Annotated in this window: 16 protein-coding genes and 1 pseudogene; 6 read left to right on the top strand and 11 right to left on the bottom strand. The window is 70.5% G+C overall.

Annotation, left to right across the window (positions count from 1 at the left end):
* Nucleotides 1-83: 83 nt before the first annotated feature.
* Both ACZ5Y0_RS22075 and ACZ5Y0_RS22070 read right to left on the bottom strand, forming a co-directional pair.
* Nucleotides 84-1,379, bottom strand: a complete 1,296-nt coding sequence (locus ACZ5Y0_RS22075) for an MFS transporter (protein WP_469130404.1) — start codon at nt 1,377-1,379, stop codon at nt 84-86.
* Nucleotides 1,376-2,038: a GntR family transcriptional regulator gene (locus tag ACZ5Y0_RS22070; protein WP_469130403.1), complete on the bottom strand. Its 663-nt coding sequence runs from the start codon at nt 2,036-2,038 to the stop codon at nt 1,376-1,378. Before ACZ5Y0_RS22070 ends, ACZ5Y0_RS22075 begins: the two co-directional genes overlap by 4 nt.
* Before the next feature lie 310 nt (nt 2,039-2,348).
* Here ACZ5Y0_RS22070 and ACZ5Y0_RS22065 point away from each other — a divergent pair, with 310 nt between their 5' ends.
* Nucleotides 2,349-3,251 (top strand): D-alanyl-D-alanine carboxypeptidase family protein, encoded by a 903-nt coding sequence (locus tag ACZ5Y0_RS22065; protein WP_469130402.1) that lies wholly within the window; start codon nt 2,349-2,351, stop codon nt 3,249-3,251.
* An 83-nt stretch (nt 3,252-3,334) separates the two neighbouring features.
* Here the strand turns inward: ACZ5Y0_RS22065 and ACZ5Y0_RS22060 are convergent, their stop codons facing one another.
* Nucleotides 3,335-4,159 carry a maleylpyruvate isomerase family mycothiol-dependent enzyme gene (locus ACZ5Y0_RS22060; RefSeq protein ID WP_469130401.1) on the bottom strand — a complete coding sequence of 275 codons (825 nt, stop codon included), beginning with the start codon at nt 4,157-4,159 and terminating at the stop codon, nt 3,335-3,337.
* 217 nt (nt 4,160-4,376) lie between these two features.
* Here ACZ5Y0_RS22060 and ACZ5Y0_RS22055 point away from each other — a divergent pair, with 217 nt between their 5' ends.
* Entirely contained in the window at nt 4,377-5,174 is a 798-nt protein-coding gene (locus ACZ5Y0_RS22055; protein WP_469130400.1) for a carbon-nitrogen family hydrolase, read from the top strand.
* Nucleotides 5,175-5,432: 258 nt separating this feature from the next.
* Here the strand turns inward: ACZ5Y0_RS22055 and ACZ5Y0_RS22050 are convergent, their stop codons facing one another.
* Nucleotides 5,433-5,927 (bottom strand): LURP-one-related/scramblase family protein, encoded by a 495-nt coding sequence (locus ACZ5Y0_RS22050; RefSeq protein WP_469130399.1) that lies wholly within the window; start codon nt 5,925-5,927, stop codon nt 5,433-5,435.
* Nucleotides 5,928-6,014: 87 nt separating this feature from the next.
* On the opposite strand from ACZ5Y0_RS22050, the gene ACZ5Y0_RS22045 reads away from it, so the two are divergent.
* On the top strand, nt 6,015-7,832 hold the full coding sequence (locus tag ACZ5Y0_RS22045; RefSeq protein ID WP_469130398.1) for an NHL domain-containing thioredoxin family protein: 1,818 nt from the start codon (nt 6,015-6,017) through the stop codon (nt 7,830-7,832).
* A 13-nt stretch (nt 7,833-7,845) separates the two neighbouring features.
* Here ACZ5Y0_RS22045 and ACZ5Y0_RS22040 read toward each other — a convergent pair whose 3' ends face one another.
* The 3 genes from ACZ5Y0_RS22040 to ACZ5Y0_RS22030 all read right to left on the bottom strand — a co-directional run bounded on the left by ACZ5Y0_RS22040 (nt 7,846) and on the right by ACZ5Y0_RS22030 (nt 11,510).
* Nucleotides 7,846-8,097 carry a DUF6458 family protein gene (locus tag ACZ5Y0_RS22040; protein WP_469130397.1) on the bottom strand — a complete coding sequence of 84 codons (252 nt, stop codon included), beginning with the start codon at nt 8,095-8,097 and terminating at the stop codon, nt 7,846-7,848.
* Nucleotides 8,098-8,199: 102 nt separating this feature from the next.
* On the bottom strand, nt 8,200-9,498 hold the full coding sequence (locus tag ACZ5Y0_RS22035; RefSeq protein WP_469130396.1) for a M18 family aminopeptidase: 1,299 nt from the start codon (nt 9,496-9,498) through the stop codon (nt 8,200-8,202).
* A gap of 170 nt (nt 9,499-9,668) precedes the next feature.
* Complete coding sequence (locus ACZ5Y0_RS22030; protein ID WP_469130395.1) at nt 9,669-11,510, bottom strand: acyl-CoA dehydrogenase; 1,842 nt, start codon at nt 11,508-11,510, stop codon at nt 9,669-9,671.
* A 178-nt stretch (nt 11,511-11,688) separates the two neighbouring features.
* On the opposite strand from ACZ5Y0_RS22030, the gene ACZ5Y0_RS22025 reads away from it, so the two are divergent.
* Entirely contained in the window at nt 11,689-12,162 is a 474-nt protein-coding gene (locus tag ACZ5Y0_RS22025; protein WP_469130394.1) for an SseB family protein, read from the top strand.
* Between the two features lie 166 nt (nt 12,163-12,328).
* Nucleotides 12,329-13,306 carry a pirin family protein gene (locus tag ACZ5Y0_RS22020; protein ID WP_469130393.1) on the top strand — a complete coding sequence of 326 codons (978 nt, stop codon included), beginning with the start codon at nt 12,329-12,331 and terminating at the stop codon, nt 13,304-13,306.
* A gap of 79 nt (nt 13,307-13,385) precedes the next feature.
* On the opposite strand, the gene ACZ5Y0_RS22015 is transcribed toward ACZ5Y0_RS22020, so the two are convergent.
* From ACZ5Y0_RS22015 to ACZ5Y0_RS22005, 3 genes and pseudogenes are all read right to left on the bottom strand, one after another.
* Nucleotides 13,386-13,520: a helix-turn-helix domain-containing protein gene (locus ACZ5Y0_RS22015; protein WP_469130392.1), complete on the bottom strand. Its 135-nt coding sequence runs from the start codon at nt 13,518-13,520 to the stop codon at nt 13,386-13,388.
* 76 nt (nt 13,521-13,596) lie between these two features.
* Nucleotides 13,597-13,731: pseudogene (locus ACZ5Y0_RS22010) on the bottom strand (BRO-N domain-containing protein); the annotation flags it as partial.
* 219 nt (nt 13,732-13,950) lie between these two features.
* On the bottom strand, nt 13,951-16,146 hold the full coding sequence (locus ACZ5Y0_RS22005; RefSeq protein WP_469130391.1) for an ATP-binding SpoIIE family protein phosphatase: 2,196 nt from the start codon (nt 16,144-16,146) through the stop codon (nt 13,951-13,953).
* A gap of 144 nt (nt 16,147-16,290) precedes the next feature.
* On the opposite strand from ACZ5Y0_RS22005, the gene aspS reads away from it, so the two are divergent.
* Nucleotides 16,291-18,054, top strand: a complete 1,764-nt coding sequence (gene aspS / locus ACZ5Y0_RS22000; protein WP_469130390.1) for an aspartate--tRNA ligase — start codon at nt 16,291-16,293, stop codon at nt 18,052-18,054.
* A gap of 220 nt (nt 18,055-18,274) precedes the next feature.
* On the opposite strand, the gene ACZ5Y0_RS21995 is transcribed toward aspS, so the two are convergent.
* Nucleotides 18,275-19,735 carry a VCBS repeat-containing protein gene (locus ACZ5Y0_RS21995; protein ID WP_469130389.1) on the bottom strand — a complete coding sequence of 487 codons (1,461 nt, stop codon included), beginning with the start codon at nt 19,733-19,735 and terminating at the stop codon, nt 18,275-18,277.
* Nucleotides 19,736-19,885: the final 150 nt, after the last annotated feature.

The raw sequence follows: 19,885 nt of genomic DNA, 5'->3' as shown, positions 1-19,885 counted from the left end.
CCCCCGGCACGGGCAGACCCGGCAGCCCCCGGCACGGGCAGACCCGGCAGCCCCCGGCGCGCGCAGCGCGGCAACCGTCCACGCTACGCAGGCACATGCACGGCGGACACCCGGCTGGTGACCAAACGCTCCCGCTCCCGACGAGCCGCGCGCGAACGCAACCGCAGGATCTGGCTGACCCCGAGCGCCTGGAGCACGAACACCGAGGAGAAGGCGATCCGGTAGTCGTCGCCGGTCGCGTCCAGCAGGACCCCGACCGCGAAGAGGGTCGTCATGGAGGCGACGAACCCGCCCATGTTGGTGATCCCGGAGGCGGTGCCCTGTCGCTCCGGCGGATTCGCGGGACGCGCGAAGTCGAAACCGAGCATCGACGCCGGTCCGCAGGCGCCCAGCACCGCGCACAGCACGACGAGCAGCCACATCGGCGCGTGCTCCTGGGGGTAGGCCAGCGTGACCGCCCACAGCAGCGCGGTCGCCCCGACCGTGCCGAGCGCCAGCGGCAACCGCGCTTCGTGGTGCCGGGCGACGACCTGGCCGTAGACGAGTCCGACGGCCATGTTGGACAGGACCACCAGGGTCAGCAGTTCGCCGGCCGTGGCGCGGCTGAGGCCCTGCGCCTCGACCAGGAACGGCATGCCCCACAGCAGCAGGAACACCATCGCGGGGAACTGGGTGGTGAAGTGCACCCACAGCCCCAGCCGCGTCCCCGGCTCCCGCCAGGACTCGGCGATCTGCCGCCGTACGTAGGCGGCGCCCTGGTGCGGGAACGGCTGGGGCTCGTGGCCCTCGGGGTGGTCCTCGAGGAACAGCAGGAGCAGGACGAGTACGACGACTCCGGCGAGGGCGCTGCCCGCGAACGCGGCCGTCCATCCGATGCCGTGCAGCAGCCGGGCCAGGAGCAGGGTGGAGACGAGGTTGCCCGCCATGCCGGCCAGTCCCGCGAGCTGCGCGACGAGGGGTCCGCGGCGGGCGGGGAACCAGCGGGTGCCGAGCCGCAGCACGCTGATGAACGTCATCGCGTCGCCGCAGCCGAGCAGCGCGCGCGAGGCGAGGGCGGTGCCGTACGTGGGGGAGAAGGCGAAGCCTAGTTGTCCGGCGGTGAACAGGACGACGCCGATGGCCAGCACCTTCTTGGTGCCGAGCCGGTCGACCAGCAGGCCCACGGGTATCTGCATGCCGGCGTAGACGAGCAGTTGGAGGATGGAGAAGGTCGACAGGGCCGAGGCGTTCACGTCGAAGCGGTCGGCGGCGTCGAGGCCGGCCACCCCGAGGGACGTACGGAAGATGACGGCGACGAAGTAGACGGAGACGCCGGTCCCCCAAACGGCTGCCGCGCGCCGTCCGCCGGGCGGGTCACCCGGCAGGGTGATGTTGCTCATCGGACCTCACCCCGCGCCAGGTGCGAGAACCAGCCGACGTGCCGGTGGACGATCCGCACGGCCTCCTCGGCGTCCCCGGAGCGCAGAGCCTGGAGGATCTCCTCGTGCTCGGCGAGGGTCTTGGCGATCCGGTCGGGGTGGGAGTGCATCACGGCGACGCCCATCCGCAGCTGGCGGTCGCGCAGCTGGTCGTAGAGCCGGGACAGGATCTCGTTGCCGCCGCTGCGGACGATCTCGGCGTGGAAGCAGCGGTCGGTGACGGCGGCCCCGGCCAGATCACCGGCGGCGGCCTGCGTCTTCTGCTGCTCCAGCAGTTCTTCGAGCCGTCGGAGCAGTCCGGCGGGGGCGGGGACGGCCTTGCGCGCCGCGTGTTCCTCGACCAGCAGCCGGGTCTCGACGACGTCCTTGATCTCCTGGGCGGAGACCGGCAGGACCAGGGCGCCCTTCTTCGGATAGAGCTTGATCAGTCCTTCGGTCTCCAGGCGCAGCAGCGCTTCGCGTACCGGCGTGCGGGAGACTCCGACGGCCTCGGCCAGCTCGCCCTCGGTGAGGAGGGTGCCGCCCTCGTAACGGCGGTCGAGCACACCCTGCTTGACGTGCGTGTAGACGCGGTCGGCTGCGGGGAGCCGCTTGACGGGCGCGGGCGCGACGGAAGGCATGCGGACAGGATAGATACAACACGTACGCAAGGGTGGGACGGGTCCACCATGCGGAACGGGCGGCCGTGCCGCGTGGCGGCGGCCCCTCTACCGGTACCGCGGCGGCCCCTCGCCCGGTGTCGCGGCGGCCCCTCGACCGACCCCTCGGCGGCCCTGGGGTGACGGGGGTGACAGGGGAGGGCCGAGAATTCTCCGCAGCGGGCGCACAACCATCTGTGCTACTTACGTGTCACACACACGCGGCCCCTTCTGCCTTCCCCTCCAACTCGGCCGCATCGCAGGGGCATTCGACGTAATCGGGGTATTTCAGTTGATAACCGCCACCAAGGGCTTCCGGGTTCGCAGAGCCGCCGCCGTGGCCGTGACGGCCGGTGCGATGCTCTCCACGGGAGTTCTCTTCGCGGCACCCGCACAGGCTGTCACGGTGCCCACGATCACCGCCAAGAGCGGCTTCGTGATGAACAACGCCACGGGCGCTTCCCTCTACGCGAAGGGCGCCGACACCAGGAGGCTCACCGCCTCCACGACGAAGATCATGACCGCGAAGGTGGTGCTGTCGCAGGCGAACCTCAACCTGGACGCCAGGGTCACGATCCAGAAGGCGTACAGCGACTACATCATCGCCAACAACTACGCCTCCAACGCCAAGCTGATCGTCGGCGACCGGGTCACCGTCCGTCAGCTGCTCTACGGGCTGATGCTCCCGTCGGGCTGTGACGCGGCGTACGCGCTGGCCGACAAGTTCGGCACGGGCACCACGCGCGCCGCTCGGGTGAATTCGTTCATCGGCAAGATGAACACCACGGCCAAGGCCCTGGGCATGAAGAACACGCACTTCGACTCGTTCGACGGCATCAGCAAGGGCTCCAACTACTCGTCGGCGCGCGACCTGACGCTGCTCGGCCGCAGCGCGATGAAGAGCTCCACCTTCCGCGCCGTGGTCAAGGCCAAGTCGTACACGGCCAGGACGATAACGAAGACCGGCTCCGCGCGCACGATGGCGCCGTGGGTCAACACCAACACACTGCTCGGCTGGAACGGCACGCTCGGCATCAAGACCGGCTCCGGCACCGAGGCCAAGTACTGCCTCGTCTTCGCCGCCACGCTCAACGGCGAGTCGGTGGTGGGTGCTGTCCTCACGTCGTCCTCGGCGGCCAACCGCACCGCGGACGTGCAGAAGCTCATCAAGTACGGCTACGCGAAGATCAGCTGACGCCGGGAACGACACAGGGACGAGTCCGCCGCGATCCTCGCGGCGGACTCGCTCGTTCCCGACACCTGGTCGGCGTCACCGCGTCACCGCGTCACCGCGAAGTTCCGCAGGATCGCCGCCACCAGTTCCGGCTCGCCGTCGGCCTTCACCCGGTCGGCCACCGCCGCCGGCGTGACCCGGCCGCAGGCCAGGCGCACGTACGTCTCCCAGTCGAGGGCGAAGGAGGCGGCGGGCCCGAGCGCGGGGGCGGTCTCCAGGGTGCCGCGGCCCTGGATGTCGACGCGGATCGTGCGCAGGAACTCGACGGGTCCGTGGACGTCGAAGACGATGGCCGAGCTGCGCGGCGCGTCGGCCCTCTCGGCGACGACGGCCGGCAGCGCTTCGAGCAACACGTCGCGGGTGATGTGGGCGCCGGGGGAGTCGAGGTTGCCGGGGCGGCCGAGGGCCGCCCGCAGGTCCTGCTCGTGCACCCACACGGCGAACGCGTGGTTGCGCATCGACTCCTCGAGGGTCAGCTCGGTACCGAGGGGGCCGCGGACCATGGTGTCCGGCTGACGGGTCTCGTTCCGCAGTTGGCGGTTGCGACGGATGATCATGAGTTCCAGCTCGGAGGTCATCTCCGGCGCCGTGTGGTGGCGGCGGACGTCGACCTGCATCTCCATGTAGCGCTGGAAGTCGTTGGTGACGTGGAAGAGGTCGCGCGGGAGCGTGTGGATGGGACGCGGATCGCCGTACATCTCGCTGTCCAGGCCGATGACATGTGAGACGAGGTCGCGGACCGACCAGCCCGGGCACGGTGTCCGCCTGTTCCACTCGCCCTCGACAAGCGGCTGAACCAGCTCGGATATAGCTTCGATGGAGTGGGTCCAGGCGTCGGCGTAGGGCTGGAGGGTGGGATGCAGACTCACGGAACGGGACCCCTCGGCGGTCGGTACACGGGCGGGTGGTGGCGGGTTCGCCAGCGGGAGGCGGCTCTCGGCGGGTGTCTTGGAACTCCCCCAATTCTCGACTGCGCTCGAGGCTGGGGGGACCCCCAAGCTACGCTGCTGTGAGGCACCCCGGCAGTGCTTTCGTGTGACGATCGTAGGCCCGTGTGAACGGCTCGAATGCCAGGACGGTGGTAGTGTGCGCGCCTCTCTGCTCCAGATTGCCGTGGATGAGGGTGAATCGGTCGCATCGCGGCGGGGGCGGGTCGCGTCTCTGGTACGGGACCAGGCCGGTGCCGCCGATCTGGTGGTCCTGCCCGAACTGTGGACGACCGGTGCCTTCGCCTACGAGGAGTTCGCCGCCGAGGCCGAACCGCTGGACGGCCCGACGCACGAGGCGATGGCCAAGGCCGCGAGCGACGCCGGTGTGTGGCTGCACGCGGGCTCGATCCCCGAACGAGACCCTGACGGACCCCTCTACAACACCTCGCTCGTCTTCTCCCCGTCCGGTGAACTGGCCGCCGCCTACCGCAAGATCCACCGCTTCGGCTTCGACAAGGGCGAGGCCGTGCTGATGGGCGCGGGCCGGGACCTGGTGACGGTGCGTCTGCCTGGGACGACCCTGGGCGTGGCCACCTGCTACGACCTCCGTTTCCCCGAACTCTTCCGCGGTCTCGTCGACGCCGGCGCCGAGACCCTGGTCGTCCCCGCGGGCTGGCCGGAGCGCCGCCGGGCGCACTGGACGCTGCTGGCTCAGGCGCGGGCGGTGGAGAACCAGGCGTTCGTGCTCGCGTGTGGAACGGCCGGGAAGCACGCCGGAGTTCCTCAGGCCGGTCACTCGATCGTGATCGATCCGTGGGGCGAGGTGCTGGCCGAGGCCGGACCGGGCGAGGAGGTCCTCACCGTGGACTTCGACCCGGCGAAGGTCGCGACGACGCGGGAGCAGTTCCCGGCCCTGAAGGACCGGGTACTGGGACTTGAACCGCCCCGCCGCTGAGACCCTCGGCTCCCGCGGCCCCTGGGGGGCTTGCCGTCCCCAAGGCCCGCGACCTCCTCTGAGGCCTGCGGCGTCTCGGGCGCCGGGCCGGCCGCCCCTCAGCCCCCGTCCCTCAGTCGGTCCGCCCGTCCCGGTGGGTCCGCCCGTCCCGGTGGGTCCTCCCCGTCGTCGGTCCTCCCCGTCGTCGGTCCTCCCGTCCCAGTCGGTCCTCCCGTCCCAGTCGGTCCTCCCGTCCCAGTCGGTCCTCGCGCCCCTCGGTCAGCCCTCCCGTTCCTTCTCCGCCAGGTGGATCACGCACACGGCGACGGCGATCAGCAGTGCCGGATCGGCGTCGTCCCGGACCACGTCGACCCCGTACGTCTCGCGCACGTGCAGCCGGCGCCGGGAGATGACGGCGAGCAGCTCACCGTCGTACTCGACGGCGAACTCCCGGTCGAGGATCTTGCCGCTGACGTCCAGCTCGGTGCGGCCGTCCGCGAGGGAGACGCGGTAGTGGTTGCGCAGCAGGGACAGTCGTTTGCGGCGGATGGTGGCCAGGGGCTCGCCGTCCCGCTCGATCACCATCGTGTCGCGCAGTGCGAACATCTTCTGGCGGATGTCGATCAGGACCCGCCCATGGGTGTCCTTCAACTCGAAGGTGTCCCGGAGCCGGATCGCCTTGCCGTCGACCAGGAAGACCCTGTTGCCCTGGTCGTCCTCGATCCAGTAGTCGTCTCCGAAGCCGAGAACGCGGTCGCGCACGAGGAATCTCATGGCTCTACGGCTTCCCCGCCGCGCCGCGCGGAACGCCGCCACTAGCCCGTCGGGCCGAGTGTCCCGGCCGGGTGGCACCCTTGTTCCATGACCGACTCCGCGACTCGTCGCGTTCGTGTCCGCGCCCCCGAGCTGGTCGGCAAGGGCGGCTGGCTGAACACGGGCGGTAAGCAGTACAGCCTCGCCGACCTGCGGGGACGCATTCTCGTGCTGGATTTCTGGACGTTCTGCTGCGTGAACTGTCTGCATGTCCTGGACGAGCTGCGGGCGCTGGAGGAGAAGCACCCGGACACCGTGGTCGTCATCGGGGTGCACTCGCCGAAGTTCGTCCACGAGGCGGAGCACGAGGCCGTGGCCGACGCCGTGGAGCGGTACGGCGTGGGGCATCCGGTGCTGGACGATCCGGAGCTGGCCACCTGGAAGCAGTACGCCGTGCGGGCGTGGCCGACGCTGGTGGTGGTCGACCCGGAGGGGTACGTGGTCGCGCAGCACGCCGGTGAGGGACATGTGCATGCCATCGAGCGGCTGGTGACGGAGCTGGAGACGGAGCACGGTGCGAAGGGCACACTGCGGCGCGGTGACGGGCCCTACGTGCCACCGGAGCCGGAGCCGACGGACCTGCGCTTCCCCGGCAAGGCGGTGCTCCTGCCGTCCGGGAACTTCCTGGTCAGCGACACCACAAGGCACCAGCTGGTGGAGCTGGCGGCCGACGGGGAGAGCGTCGTACGGCGGATCGGGTCGGGTGCGCGGGGCTTCGTCGACGGCACGGCGCGGACCGCGGCCTTCAACGAGCCGCAGGGCCTGGCCCTGCTGGACGACGCCTCCGTGGTCGTCGCCGACACCGTCAACCACGCCCTGCGGCGCCTAGACCCGGAGTCGGGCCGCGTCACCACCCTCGCGGGCACCGGCAAGCAGTGGATGCGGGGCGAGCCGGCCGCCGGTCCGGCGCGCGAGGTCGACCTCTCCTCCCCCTGGGACGTCGCCTGGTGGCAGGGCAAGGTGTGGATCGCCATGGCCGGCATCCACCAGCTGTGGACGTACGACCCGGTCCGCACGACGGTCTCCGCCGCCGCCGGCACCACCAACGAGGGGCTGGTGGACGGCCCCGTCGCCGAGGCCTGGTTCGCGCAGCCCTCTGGGCTCGCGGCGACCGCCGACCGGCTCTGGCTGGCCGACTCCGAGACGTCCGCCCTGCGCTGGGTGGACCGGGACGGCGTCGTCCACACCGCTGTCGGCACCGGGCTGTTCGACTTCGGCCACCGTGACGGTGTCGCCGGTGAGGCCCTGCTCCAGCACCCGCTGGGCGTGACCGCGCTGCCGGACGGCTCGGTAGCCGTCTGCGACACCTACAACCACGCCCTACGCCGCTACGACCCGGCGACCGGCGAGGTGACCACGTTGGCGACCGATCTGAGGGAACCCAGTGACGCCGTCCTGGTCGGCGGCGACATCGTGGTCGTCGAGTCGGCCCGGCACCGGCTGACCCGGCTCGGACTGCCGGAGGAGGCGGTGAAGGTCGCCCCCGTCGCCCACCGCACACGGCGCGCCGCCACGGAGGTGGCGCCGGGCAGCCTGCGGCTGGACGTGGTCTTCGACGCGCCGACCGGTCAGAAGCTCGACGCGCGGTACGGCCCCGCCACCCGTCTGCTGGTCTCCGCGACCCCGCCCGAGCTGCTGCTCGCCGGCGAGGGCGCGGACATCGACCTGTCGCGCACGCTGGAGCTGAACCCCGCCGTGCCGGAAGGGGTGTTGCACGTCTCCGCGATGGCCGCGTCCTGCGACGACGACCCGTCGATCGAGTACCCGGCCTGCCATGTCCACCAGCAGGACTGGGGTGTTCCGGTGCGACTCACCGAGAGTGGCGCCGACCGCCTGCCGTTGGTGCTGGCAGGGCTGGACGCCTGACCCCGGGGAGCGGTCACACGCCGTACCCGTCGCTGTATCCGTCGCGGTGGTGGTGGCGTTCCGTCTCGACCACGGTCGTCGAGGTCGGGGGAACCATCACGCGGCGGCGCCGGGCGATGCTGCTGAAGGTCGTCACCCCGATCAAGCCGACGATCATCAGGATGACGCCGACCAGATCGAGGTTGACGCCCTGCATGTGCCAGTCGGTCGCGAACGTGAGAATGGCTCCCACGGCGATGAGGATGATGCACCCGCCGAGGCCCATGAGTGTCGCCTCCCTGCTCGGTGTACCGGTCGTTCCGGTCGCCTCATCCGGGTACCCCGGCGCGCAACTTCCATGCGGGGACGACCCCTTGCCGGTCGGTGACTAGCCCTCCAGGAACGCCACCAGCGCGTTGGCCAGCAGGTACGGGTCGTCCGCGCCGCTCAACTCCCGTGCGCTGTGCATCGACAGGATGGCGACGCCGATGTCGACGGTGCGGATGCCGTGCCGGGCCGCGGTGATCGGGCCGATGGTGGTGCCGCACGGCATGGAGTTGTTGGAGACGAACGACTGGAAGGGCACGCCCGCCTTCTCGCAGGCGGCGGCGAAGACGGCCCGTCCCGAACCGTCCGTGGCGTACCGGTTGTTGACGTTGACCTTGAGGATCGGGCCGCCGTTGACCCGTGGGTGGTGCGTCGGGTCGTGGCGCTCCGCGTAGTTGGGGTGGACCGCGTGCCCGGTGTCGGAGGACAGGCAGACGGTGCCCGCGAAGGCCCTCGCCCGGTCCTCGTACGACCCTCCGCGCGCGAACACCGAACGCTCCAGCACCGTTCCCAGCAGCGGTCCGTCGGCGCCGGTGTCCGACTGGGAGCCGTTCTCCTCGTGGTCGAAGGCGGCGAGTACCGGGATGTACGGCAGGTCCGCGCCGCCCGTCGCGACGGCCGCCAGCGCCGCCGTACCGGCGTGCACGGACAGCAGGTTGTCCATGCGCGGGCCGGCCAGCAGCTCCTCGTCGCGGCCGAGGTAGGCGGGCGGCTCGATGGAGTGCACCATGAGGTCCCAGCCGGTGACCTCGCCGGCGGCCAGCCCGGACTCCTCCTCCAGGAAGGCGATCAGGTCGCCGTCGCGCACATCGCTGCCGAGGCCCCAGATGGGCTGGAGGTGCCGCTGCTTGTCCAGCTTGAGGCCGTCGGTGTTGACCGCCCGGTCCAGGTGGATGGCGAGCTGCGGCACTCGCAGCAGGGGCCGGCCGATGTCGACGAGGTGGGTGGAGCCGTCGCGCAGGGTGAGACGGCCGGCCAGGCCCAGGTCGCGGTCGAGCCAGGAGTTGAGCAGCGGTCCGCCGTAGATCTCCACGGCGACCTGGCGCCAGCCGTGGGCACCGGTGTCGGGCAGCGGCTTGACGCGGAGGTTGGGCGAGTCGGTGTGGGCGCCCACGATCCGGAAGGGGGTGTGCGGCGCGGCGCCCTCGGGGACGTACCAGGCCACGATCGCGCCCCCGCGCAGCACGTACTTTCCGCCGCTCGTCCCTTCCCAGGCGTCCGTCTCGGCGACCTGCCGGAACCCGGCCTTCTCCAGCCGCTCGGCGGCGGTCGCCACGGCGTGGTACGGCGATGGGCTCGCCGTCAGGAAGGACATGAGGTCGTCGGTGTGGCCGCGGTCGAAGCGGGAGGGTGCGCTCATGGGGTTCACCTTAACGACGTACGAGAGCCCGCTCCCGGTCATCGGGGGCGGGCTCTCGTAAGGACGGTGTGGAGGTCGGTGCGGCTGACCGGATGTGTCCTGGAACGCGGCTTCGGACGGGTGCGCTACGCCGCCTCGGCCGTGTCCTGGAAGGCGGCCTCGGCCGTCTTCTAGAACGCGGCCTCGTCCAGCTCCATCAGGTCCAGCTCGACGCCGGTGGCGATCTTGCGGGCCAGCGTGACGCCGGGCAGGACGTTGGCCGCGAAGAACTTCGCCGCGGCGATCTTGCCCGTGTAGAAGGCCACATCCTTGGCGGACACGGCCTTGGCGGAGGCCGCCTCCAGCTTCTCGGCGGCGACCGCGGCGCCCTTGAGCAGCAGGTAGCCGACGATCACGTCACCGGAGGCCATCAGCAGACGGGTCGTGTTGAGGCCCACCTTGTAGATGTTCTTGACGTCCTGCTCGGTGGCCGCGAGGTCGGTCAGCATCAGGCCGACGATGGCCTCCAGCTCGACGGCGGCCTTGGCCAGGTGCTCGCGGGCGCCCGCCAGCTGCTCGCCGCCGGTGCCGAGCGCCAGGAACTTCTTGATGTCCTCGGCGAGGGAGTTCAGCGCGGCGCCCTGGTTGCGGACGATCTTCCGGAAGAAGAAGTCCTGGCCCTGGATCGCGGTCGTGCCCTCGTAGAGGGTGTCGATCTTGGCGTCGCGGATGTACTGCTCGATCGGGTACTCCTGGAGGAACCCGGAGCCGCCGAAGGTCTGCAGCGACTGGGCGAGCTGCTCGTAGCCCTTCTCGGAGCCGTAGCCCTTGACGATCGGCAGGAGCAGGTCGTTCAGCGCGTGCTCGGTCGTGCTGTCCTCGCCGTTCGCCTCCTTGACGGCGATCGCGTCCTGGATCGAGGCGGTGTAGAGGACGAGGGCGCGCATGCCCTCCGCGTACGCCTTCTGCGTGATCAGCGCGCGGCGCACGTCGGGGTGGTGGGTGATGGTCACCTTGGGCGCGGTCTTGTCCATGAAGTTCGCCAGGTCGGGTCCCTGGACGCGCTCCTTGGCGTACTCCAGCGCGTTGAGGTAGCCGGTGGAGAGGGTGGAGATGGCCTTCGTGCCGACCATCATCCGCGCGAACTCGATGATCCGGAACATCTGGCGGATGCCGTCGTGCTTGTCGCCGATCAGCCAGCCCTTGGCGGGGTGCTGGTCGCCGAAGGTCATCTCGCAGGTGTTGGAGGCCTTCAGGCCCATCTTGTGCTCGACGTTGGTGGCGTAGACGCCGTTGCGCTCGCCCAGCTCGCCGGTCTCGAAGTCGAAGAGGTACTTGGGCACGAGGAAGAGGGAGAGGCCCTTGGTGCCCGGACCCGCGCCTTCCGGCCGCGCGAGGACGTAATGGAGGATGTTCTCCGACATGTCGTGCTCGCCGGACGTGATGAAGCGCTTCACGCCCTCGATGTGCCAGGAGCCGTCCTCCTGCTGCACGGCCTTGGTGCGGCCGGCGCCCACGTCCGAGCCGGCGTCCGGCTCGGTGAGGACCATCGTGGAGCCCCACTGCTTGTCCACCGCGATCTTCGCGATGTGCTTCTGCGTCTCGTTGCCCTCGTCGAAGAGGATGCCGGCGAAGGCCGGACCGGAGGAGTACATCCACACGGCCGGGTTGGCACCGAGGATCAGCTCCGCGTACGCCCAGATCAGCGACGGCGGCGCGGTGGTGCCGCCGATCTCCTCGGGCAGGCCGAGGCGCCAGTACTCGGAGTCCATGAAGGCCTGGTAGCTCTTCTTGAAGGACGCGGGGACCGGCGCGGTGTTGGTCTGCGGGTCGAAGACCGGGGGGTTGCGGTCGGCGTCCGTGAAGGACTCCGCCAGCTCGTTCTCCGAGAGGCGGGTCAGCTCCTCGAGGACGCTCTTCGCGGTCTCGGTGTCCATCTCCTCGAAGGGGCCGGTGCCGTACAGCTTGTCGCGCCCGAGTACCTCGAAGAGGTTGAACTCGATGTCGCGGAGATTCGACTTGTAGTGCCCCATGGCGACTGCGCTCCGTAGAGAGAGATCGGCGAGGCACTTGATCCTCGCGCTAGTTCACGTACCGACAAGTAGCTCCGATGATGCTACCCGTCGGTAATAAGGCGCAACCCCCATCCGGCCAAGTGTGAGAAGGGTCTACCCACGGACGGTGGGGCCACCTCTCGGTACGCTTGCGCGCATGTACGGCTACGACCAGAACGTTGGCGCCCAGCAGCAGTACGCCCAGCCGCAGCAGCAGATGCCCGGCGGCCTCGGCGGATACGGTCAGCAGCCGCCTCTGTACCCCGAGCCGTCCCCGCCCTCGCTCGCGGACGCGGTGCGGGCTTTCACCACCGGGCAGATGGCCGCCGAGGACTTCCAGCAGGTCTTCGCCACCTCCAAGGTCTACTGCCCGCGCGGCGACAACCCCGGTTTCCTCGCCCTCCACAACACCCAGCAGCCGGTGATCCCGATGTTCACCACGCTCAAGGAGTTGCGCCGGTACGCGGGCAAGGAGTCCAAGTACTTCGTCATCACCGGCGCCGAGGTGCTCGACCTGCTGCCCACCGGCTACGGCTTCGTCCTCGACATGGAGGGGGAGCACCGGATGGTCTTCGACGCGAAAGCGGTCGAACAGATGGTCGACTTCGCGATGCGCCGGATGTACGGCTGACGCTCCCGTCACGACCGACACGTACGCAAGCCCCTGCATTCAGCGACTCACGCCGCCCAGGCGTGCGGGCCCGGAGGGAATGTCCTCCGGGCCCGCGTCGTTCTGGGTGGCAGAAAGTTCAATGCTCAACTAAACTCGGACGTACGCCGCCCAAGGAGGTACGGACATGCCTGCAGTGACCGTCGAGAACCCGCTGACCCTGCCCCGCGTGGCCGCCCAGGCCGACGCCGTGGCGCGTCCCGTGCTCAGCGTCACGACCGCGCCCAGCGGTTTCGAGGGCGAGGGCTTCCCCGTGCGCCGGGCCTTCGCGGGGATCAACTACCGCCACCTCGACCCGTTCATCATGATGGACCAGATGGGCGAGGTGGAATACGCGCCGGGCGAGCCGAAGGGCACCCCGTGGCACCCGCACCGCGGTTTCGAGACCGTCACCTACATCATCGACGGGATCTTCGACCACCAGGACAGCCAGGGGGGCGGCGGCACCATCACCAACGGCGACACCCAGTGGATGACGGCCGGTTCCGGCCTCCTCCACATCGAGGCGCCGCCGGAGCAGCTGGTGATGTCCGGCGGCCTCTTCCACGGCCTCCAGCTGTGGGTGAACCTGCCGGCCAAGGACAAGATGATGGCCCCGCGCTACCAGGACATCCGCGGTGGAAACGTCCAGCTCCTCACCTCTCCGGACGGCGGCGCGCTGCTGCGCGTCATCGCCGGTGAGCTGGACGGCCACGCCGGGCCCGGCATCACCCACACCCCGATCACGATGATCCACGCGACGCTGGCACCCGGTGCGGAGATCACCCTGCCGTGGCGCGAGGACTTCAACGGTCTCGCGTACGTCATGGCGGGCAAGGGCACCGTCGGCGCGGAGCGCCGCCCGATCCACCTCGGCCAGACCGCCGTCTTCGGAGCGGGCTCCTCCCTCACCGTCCGCGCGGACGAGAGGCAGGACTCCCACACGCCGGACCTGGAGGTCGTGCTCCTCGGCGGACAGCCCATCCGTGAGCCCATGGCCCACTACGGCCCGTTCGTCATGAACACCCGCGAGGAACTCCAGCAGGCGTTCGAGGACTTCCAGAAGGGGCGCCTGGGCACCGTCCCGGCGGTCCACGGGATGTCCGAGGGCGGCCCGCAGGCCTGAGGGTCCGGGTAAGGTCCGGGCACGGCCCGAAGCCGCAGGCTGGTTCTGCGACTTCGGGCCGGTCCTCGTCGGTGCGCCGCTACGGCAGTACGTAGACCGGCGCCCCGCCGGTGGCGCAGCCCGTCTGCCGCATGCAGCCGCGTTCGAGCAGCGTGCGCAGGCAGTCGTGGACGCGAGCGGGGGAGAGCCCGGTGCGCGTGGCGGTGTCCTCCACGCGGTAACTGGCCTCGCCCCGGACGAGTGCGGGCGCTCTCGACTCTGGCGAAGTTGCTGGTGTCGGCTACGTTGCGCAGAGCCGAGCCCACATGCGAGTAGTCCGGGTTTCTGCACACATCCACGGCCGGAAACCAGTGTGTCCCGTCCGGCGTGGTCAGCCTCCGCACCCGTGCGCCTGTGGCCGCGTACACGAAGTCGCTGATCTCGATCGCGTCCTGCTGCCGTGCTGCCGTCGGGTCCGACGCATGCCGTTCTGCTCGTACATCGAGCCTCACCTCCAGCTCGGAAGGTAGGCAGGTCGAGGCCCGACTGATGTGCGAGGAAAGCACGTTCACCCTTTGGTGGATGACGCATCGATTCTGCTGAGCGCCGCGCCCGGATGACGGCGCGTCACCCGAGCGGTCCCGGGCGCACGAGCCGCGGGAGCGTCACGCCGCCCCCGGTTCCTCGGGGACCTCGGCCGCGCCGCCGCCGTCGCCGGACACTTCGCGGCCGCCGCGCTCCGCCGGCTCGTAGAGCTCGAACCAGATGGTCTTGCCCTCGCCGCGCGGGGCCACCCCCCACTCGTCGGCGAGCAGCTCGATCAGGATCAGGCCCCGGCCGGACGAGGCCAGCTCGCCCGGCCGGCGCTTGTGGGGCAGGGCGTCGCTGGTGTCGGTGACCTCGACCCGCATCCGGCGTTCACCGGAGCCGCCGGCCACCTCCGCCACCAGCAACGCGTCGTCATCGGTGTGTACGAGGACGTTCGTCAGCATCTCGGAGACGAGGAGGACGGCCGAGTCGACCTGGTCGTCGCTGGGCCAGTCGTGCAGCAGCTCGCGCAGTTGGGCGCGGGCCTCGGCGATCCGCTCGGGTTCGGCCTGCGCGATCGTCAGCATGGAGCGCCGTACGGTCGGACGGGGCGGTACGGCGGCGCCCAGGCCGCCGCAGTCCGCGCCGCCGTGGCGGCAGACGAGCAGCAGGGCGATGTCGTCCTCGCGGCGGTCGGCCAACGGACCGGTGGTGTGGTGCGAGGACGGCCCGTGCACCGCCTGGACCAGTGCGTCCGCCAGCTCCTCCAGGTCACCCTCGTGTGTCTCCAGGGTCTTGCGGACGCGCCGCCAGCCGGTGTCGAGGTCGTGGCCGCCCGTCTCCAGCAGCCCGTCGGTGCACAGCATGAGCGCCTCGCCGGGCTCCAGGGCGAGGCGGGTGGTGGGGTAGTCGGAGTCCGGGTCGATGCCGAGGGGCAGTCCGCCGGCCGTGGCGTGGACGAGGACCGTGCCGTCGGCCATCCGGATCGCGGGGTCGAGGTGGCCGGCGCGGGCGGCCTTCAGGACCCCGGTGACGGGGTCGACCTCGACGTAGAGGCAGGTCGCGAAGCGCAGGTCGGCGTGGGCGTGGGCGTCCTCGGTGTGGGTGAGGCCGTAGAGGAAGCGGGAGGCGCGGGAGAGGACGGCGTCGGGGCCGTGGCCCTCGGCGGCGTACGCCCGCAGGGCGATGCGGAGCTGGCCCATGAGGCCGGCGGCTCGCACGTCGTGGCCCTGCACGTCCCCGATGACCAGCGCGAACCGTTTGTCGGGCAGCGGGATCATGTCGTACCAGTCGCCGCCGACCTGGAGCCCGCCGCCGGTCGGTATGTAGCGGGCGGCGAGGGTCATGCCGGGGATCTCGGGGCCGAGCGTGGGCAGCATGGAGCGTTGCAGCCCGTCCGTCAGCTCACGCATGGTCTCGGCGGCGCCGGCCCGGGTGAGGGCCTGGGCGAGCATGCGGGCGACGGTGGTGAGCACGGACCGCTCGTCGGGGGTGAACGCGACGGGGTAGGCGAAGGCGGCCATCCAGGCGCCCATGGTGCGTCCGGCGACCGTCAGCGGCAGGAACGCCCAGGAGTGGCGGCCGAACTGCGCGGCCAGGGGCCAGGTGAGGGGGTAGCGGGCCTTGTACTGCTCGGGTGAGGAGATGTAGACGGCCTTGCCGGTGCGGACGACCTCCGCTGCCGGATAGTCCGTCTGGAGGGACATCTGGGTGAAGCGGTCCTCGTCGCCCGGCTGCTGTCCGTGGTGGCCGATGATCGTCAGGCGGTCGCCCTCGACGCCGAAGACGGCGAGCCCGTCCGGTGAGAAGCCGGGCATCGACAGACCGGCCGCGACCCGCAGCACCTCCTCCGTGGACCGGGCCTCCGCCAGGGCCCGGCCCGCGTCCAGCAGGAACGCCTCGCGGGAGCGCCGCCAGTCGCCGGTGACGGCGCTGCGGCCCGCCGGGGTTCCCGGTGAGGGCTCGGTGACCTCCTGGAGGGTGCCGATCAGCTCGTACGCCTTCTTGGCCGGGTCGAAGGACGGTTTGGAGCGGCTGCGGACGACTCGGACGACCCGCCCCCGTTCGTCCATGATCCGGATGCGGACCTCGGCGAGGGTGCCCTCGGTGACCGCCAACTGGACCACGCCGGTGATCTCGTTCCAGTCGACGGGGTGCAGCCGGGCCCGGGTCTGGGCCTCCGTGAGGACGGTTCCCTCGGCGGGCAGGCCGAGCAGCCGGGCCGCCTCGGCATCCACCGTGACCAGCCCGGTGGCGGTGTCCCAGTGCCACAGACCGGTCGCGAGGGATGCCAAGACATCCCCCACCGCGGGCAGAGGCTCGCCAGTGCGCATTGCCCCACTTTAAGAACATGCGATCGAAGAGTGCCACTGATCGCCGGGCCCGTAAGGGTGGGAGCCGATCATGGGGCGCCCGGTACCCTGGGGGTTGTTTCACGTGAAACACGCCCCCGATCCGCGAAGACTGGATGAACGACGATGCATCGGTACAGGTCCCACACCTGCGGCGAGCTCCGCGCCTCTGACGTCGGCACCGACGTCCGGCTGAGCGGCTGGCTGCACAATCGGCGCGACCTGGGCGGCATCCTCTTCATCGATCTGCGCGATCACTACGGCATCACCCAGCTCGTCGCCCGTCCCGGCACGCCCGCGTACGAGGCCCTCGACAAGCTGACCAAGGAGTCGACGGTCCGCGTCGACGGCAAGGTCGTCTCCCGCGGCGCCGAGAACGTCAACGCGGACCTGCCCACCGGTGAGGTCGAGGTCGAGGTCGGTGAGGTCGAGCTGCTCGGCGCCGCCCAGCCGCTGCCCTTCACGATCAACACCGAGGACGGGGTCAACGAGGAGCGGCGCCTGGAGTACCGCTTCCTCGACCTGCGCCGCGAGCGCATGCACCGCAACATCATGCTGCGTACGGCGGTCATCTCGGCGATCCGTCACAAGATGGTGGCGCTCGGCTTCAACGAGATGGCGACCCCGATCCTGACCGCGACCTCTCCCGAGGGCGCGCGCGACTTCGTGGTCCCCTCCCGCCTCCACCCGGGCCGCTTCTACGCCCTTCCGCAGGCCCCGCAGCAGTTCAAGCAGCTGCTGATGATCTCCGGCTTCGACCGCTACTTCCAGATCGCGCCCTGCTTCCGCGACGAGGACGCCCGCGCGGACCGTTCGCCGGGCGAGTTCTACCAGCTCGACGTCGAGATGAGCTTCGTCGAGCAGGAGGACGTCTTCCAGCCGATCGAGAAGCTCATGACCGAGCTGTTCACGGAGTTCGGCGGCGGCCGCGAGGTCACCTCGCCGTTCCCGCGGATCCCGTTCCGTGAGTCGATGCTGAAGTACGGCTCCGACAAGCCGGATCTGCGCGCCCAGCTGGAGCTGGTCGACATCACCGACATCTTCGAGGGCTCGGAGTTCAAGGCCTTCGCCGGCAAGCACGTGCGCGCGCTGCCGGTGCCGGACGTGTCGGCGCAGCCCCGCAAGTTCTTCGACCAGCTCGGCGACTACGCCGTCTCGCAGGGCGCCAAGGGCCTGGCCTGGGTCCGGGTCGCCGAGGACGGCTCGCTCTCCGGCCCGATCGCCAAGTTCCTCACCGAGGGCAACGTGGCCGAGCTGACCAAGCGGCTCTCGCTGGCCGCCGGTCACGCCGTGTTCTTCGGTGCGGGCGAGTTCGACGAGGTCTCGAAGATCATGGGCGCGGTGCGCGTCGAGGCCGCCAAGCGGTCCGGGCACTTCGAGGAGAACGTCTTCCGGTTCTGCTGGATCGTCGACTTCCCGATGTACGAGAAGGACGAGGAGAGCGGGAAGATCGACTTCTCGCACAACCCGTTCTCGATGCCGCAGGGGGGCATGGACGCCCTGGAGAACCAGGACCCGCTGGACATCCTGGCCTGGCAGTACGACATCGTCTGCAACGGTGTCGAGCTGTCTTCCGGCGCCATCCGGAACCACGAGCCGGACATCATGCTCAAGGCCTTCAACATCGCGGGCTACGACGACGAGACCGTGGAGCGCGAGTTCGCCGGCATGCTGCGCGCCCTCCGCTTCGGCGCCCCGCCGCACGGTGGCATCGCTCCCGGCGTGGACCGCATCGTCATGCTCCTCGCGGACGAGCCGAACATCCGCGAGACGATCGCCTTCCCGCTCAACGGCAACGCCCAGGACCTCATGATGGGCGCGCCGACGGAGCTGGAGGAGGCGCGTCTGCGTGAGCTGCACCTGACGGTGCGCAAGCCGCAGCCGAAGTAGGCAATAGGCAGTGGACGCGAGTGGCCCGGAACCGGCATCGGTTCCGGGCCACTTCTCGTTGCTCGGCCTCACCTTCGGCGAGCTGACGAACCGCGTGCTGTTGGTTGCCGCTCCGTTCCGGTGGCGGCCGGGCCACTCCCGGGAAGGCCCACCGTCACCCCACCGGAACTCGGGAGCCCAGCGCGTGGCCGTACGCCCCGAGGCATCGTGGGGGGCGGGCTCAGATGACCCAGCCGAGCCCGATGCCTCCCAGCAGGACCTGGTCCGGCTGGGTGAGGCCGACGGACGCGGCGGTGAACACGCGGCTGCGGGCGGCCGTGGGACCGCTGGTGAAGCCGGGGAAGGTCCAGACGGCGCCCGTGTGGTCGTTCTCCCCGGCCGCGCCGACGAACAGCTCCGGCCTGCCGTCCCTGTTGACGTCCCCGACGGAGGCGGTCGTACCGAAGCCGTCCTCCGTCTCCGAGACGTCCGGGACGTTGGCCGTGTCCTGGTTGAGGGAGTACGACCCGGTGCCGAGGGCGCCGGTGCGCCGGCCGGGCACGACGGTCACCTGGCCGGCCCGCGCCGTCGTGCCGAGGGTCTCGCCCGGCGCCCCGACCACGATGTCCGCCGCCCCGTCCCGGTTGAGGTCGGCCACCGCGAGAGCGGCTCCGAAAGCGTCGCCCTTCTCGCTCGCGTCGGGCACGCCGGTGGTGTTCTGCGTGAGCTGCTCGGGCACGGCGTCGGGCGCGATGCCGGCCGCCGAGCCGTACCAGACGAGGATCCGGCCGCCCGAGGCGCCGTCCACGCCCGCGGCCTCGGGTTCCTCCGGATCGCCGACCACGAGGTCGCCGTAGCCGTCGCCGTTGACGTCACCGGCGGAGGCGATGTGTCCGTTGCCGCCCGTGAGGCGGGGCGGGAGCTGCCCGCTGTGGTCGTGGTCCTGGGGGTCGATGTAGACGAAGCCGCCGGTCTCCCCGCCCTGGCCGTACGTGATGTTCACGTGCTCGGGGGAGCCGTCACCGTCGAAGTCGCCGAGCGTGACGGAATCGCCCCAGGAGACGTCCGCGGCGACGCCGGTGGCGCCGTAGCCGCCGGTCCGGGTGAAGGGGCCGGTGAAGCGGACGGAACCCGACCAGCCCGCGACCATCACCTCGGTGCGGGCGGCGGACGGCCCGCGGGAGACGGCGAGGTCGAGGCCGTAGTGGTAGGGGGTCATACCGGGGGTCGCCGAGGCGGGCAGGTCGGTGCCGGTGGTGAGCCCGCTCCTGCTGCCCCACAGCACGGTCACCGACCCCGCTTCGAGACCCTTCGCGGTGCTCTCGTACGGCGATCCGACGACCAGGTCGGCGTACCCGTCCCCGTTCAGATCGGCCGTGGCGGTGGCGGCGCCGAAAGAGTCGCCGGCCTCGGACGTGTCCGGTATGCCCGTGCTGTTCTGCGTGACGACCGCACGGCGGCTCGCCGTCAGCCCTTGCTTCGATCCGTACAGCACGACGACGGCTCCGGCCCGCTCCTTCCCCGCCACGTCGGCGCCGGGTGCCGGCAGGACGGCGTCGCGGTAGCCGTCCCCGTTGAAGTCACCGGGTACCGCCCCGTGCACGGCGGCCGCGGGGCCGGCGGGCATCGTGGCCGCCCCCACCAGGCCGGCCACCACGACCACGGCGGTTCTCCAACCGCCCCTGGACACAAGCCGCTTCATACGTTCCTCTCGCAGAGCATCTTCAGAACACACCCTGGTGAGCGCCCCAGGCCGTGCCGACCTCGATCCGGGTGCCGAAGACGCCCCTGCCGGTGCCGGGAAAGCGGTACCGACGTCAGGGCCGGTCTGCCCATGTGTGGTGTTCCCCTC

It is taken from the genome of Streptomyces sp. NPDC033216, from assembly GCF_055577115.1.
Note: the sequence above shows the minus strand (reverse complement) of the source record. Positions and strands in the feature narration are given on the sequence as shown.

Excerpts from the sequence above, each read along its gene's own strand:
- ACZ5Y0_RS22075 (WP_469130404.1), bottom strand. The coding sequence starts at position 1,379 with ATGAGCAACATCACCCTGCCGGGTGACCCGCCCGGCGGACGGCGCGCG.
- ACZ5Y0_RS22070 (WP_469130403.1), bottom strand. The coding sequence starts at position 2,038 with ATGCCTTCCGTCGCGCCCGCGCCCGTCAAGCGGCTCCCCGCAGCCGAC.
- ACZ5Y0_RS22050 (WP_469130399.1), bottom strand. The coding sequence starts at position 5,927 with ATGAGATTCCTCGTGCGCGACCGCGTTCTCGGCTTCGGAGACGACTAC.
- ACZ5Y0_RS22045 (WP_469130398.1), top strand. The coding sequence starts at position 6,015 with ATGACCGACTCCGCGACTCGTCGCGTTCGTGTCCGCGCCCCCGAGCTG.
- ACZ5Y0_RS22040 (WP_469130397.1), bottom strand. The coding sequence starts at position 8,097 with ATGGGCCTCGGCGGGTGCATCATCCTCATCGCCGTGGGAGCCATTCTC.
- ACZ5Y0_RS22035 (WP_469130396.1), bottom strand. The coding sequence starts at position 9,498 with ATGAGCGCACCCTCCCGCTTCGACCGCGGCCACACCGACGACCTCATG.
- ACZ5Y0_RS22030 (WP_469130395.1), bottom strand. The coding sequence starts at position 11,510 with ATGGGGCACTACAAGTCGAATCTCCGCGACATCGAGTTCAACCTCTTC.
- ACZ5Y0_RS22025 (WP_469130394.1), top strand. The coding sequence starts at position 11,689 with ATGTACGGCTACGACCAGAACGTTGGCGCCCAGCAGCAGTACGCCCAG.
- ACZ5Y0_RS22020 (WP_469130393.1), top strand. The coding sequence starts at position 12,329 with ATGCCTGCAGTGACCGTCGAGAACCCGCTGACCCTGCCCCGCGTGGCC.
- ACZ5Y0_RS22005 (WP_469130391.1), bottom strand. The coding sequence starts at position 16,146 with ATGCGCACTGGCGAGCCTCTGCCCGCGGTGGGGGATGTCTTGGCATCC.
- aspS (WP_469130390.1), top strand. The coding sequence starts at position 16,291 with ATGCATCGGTACAGGTCCCACACCTGCGGCGAGCTCCGCGCCTCTGAC.
- ACZ5Y0_RS21995 (WP_469130389.1), bottom strand. The coding sequence starts at position 19,735 with ATGAAGCGGCTTGTGTCCAGGGGCGGTTGGAGAACCGCCGTGGTCGTG.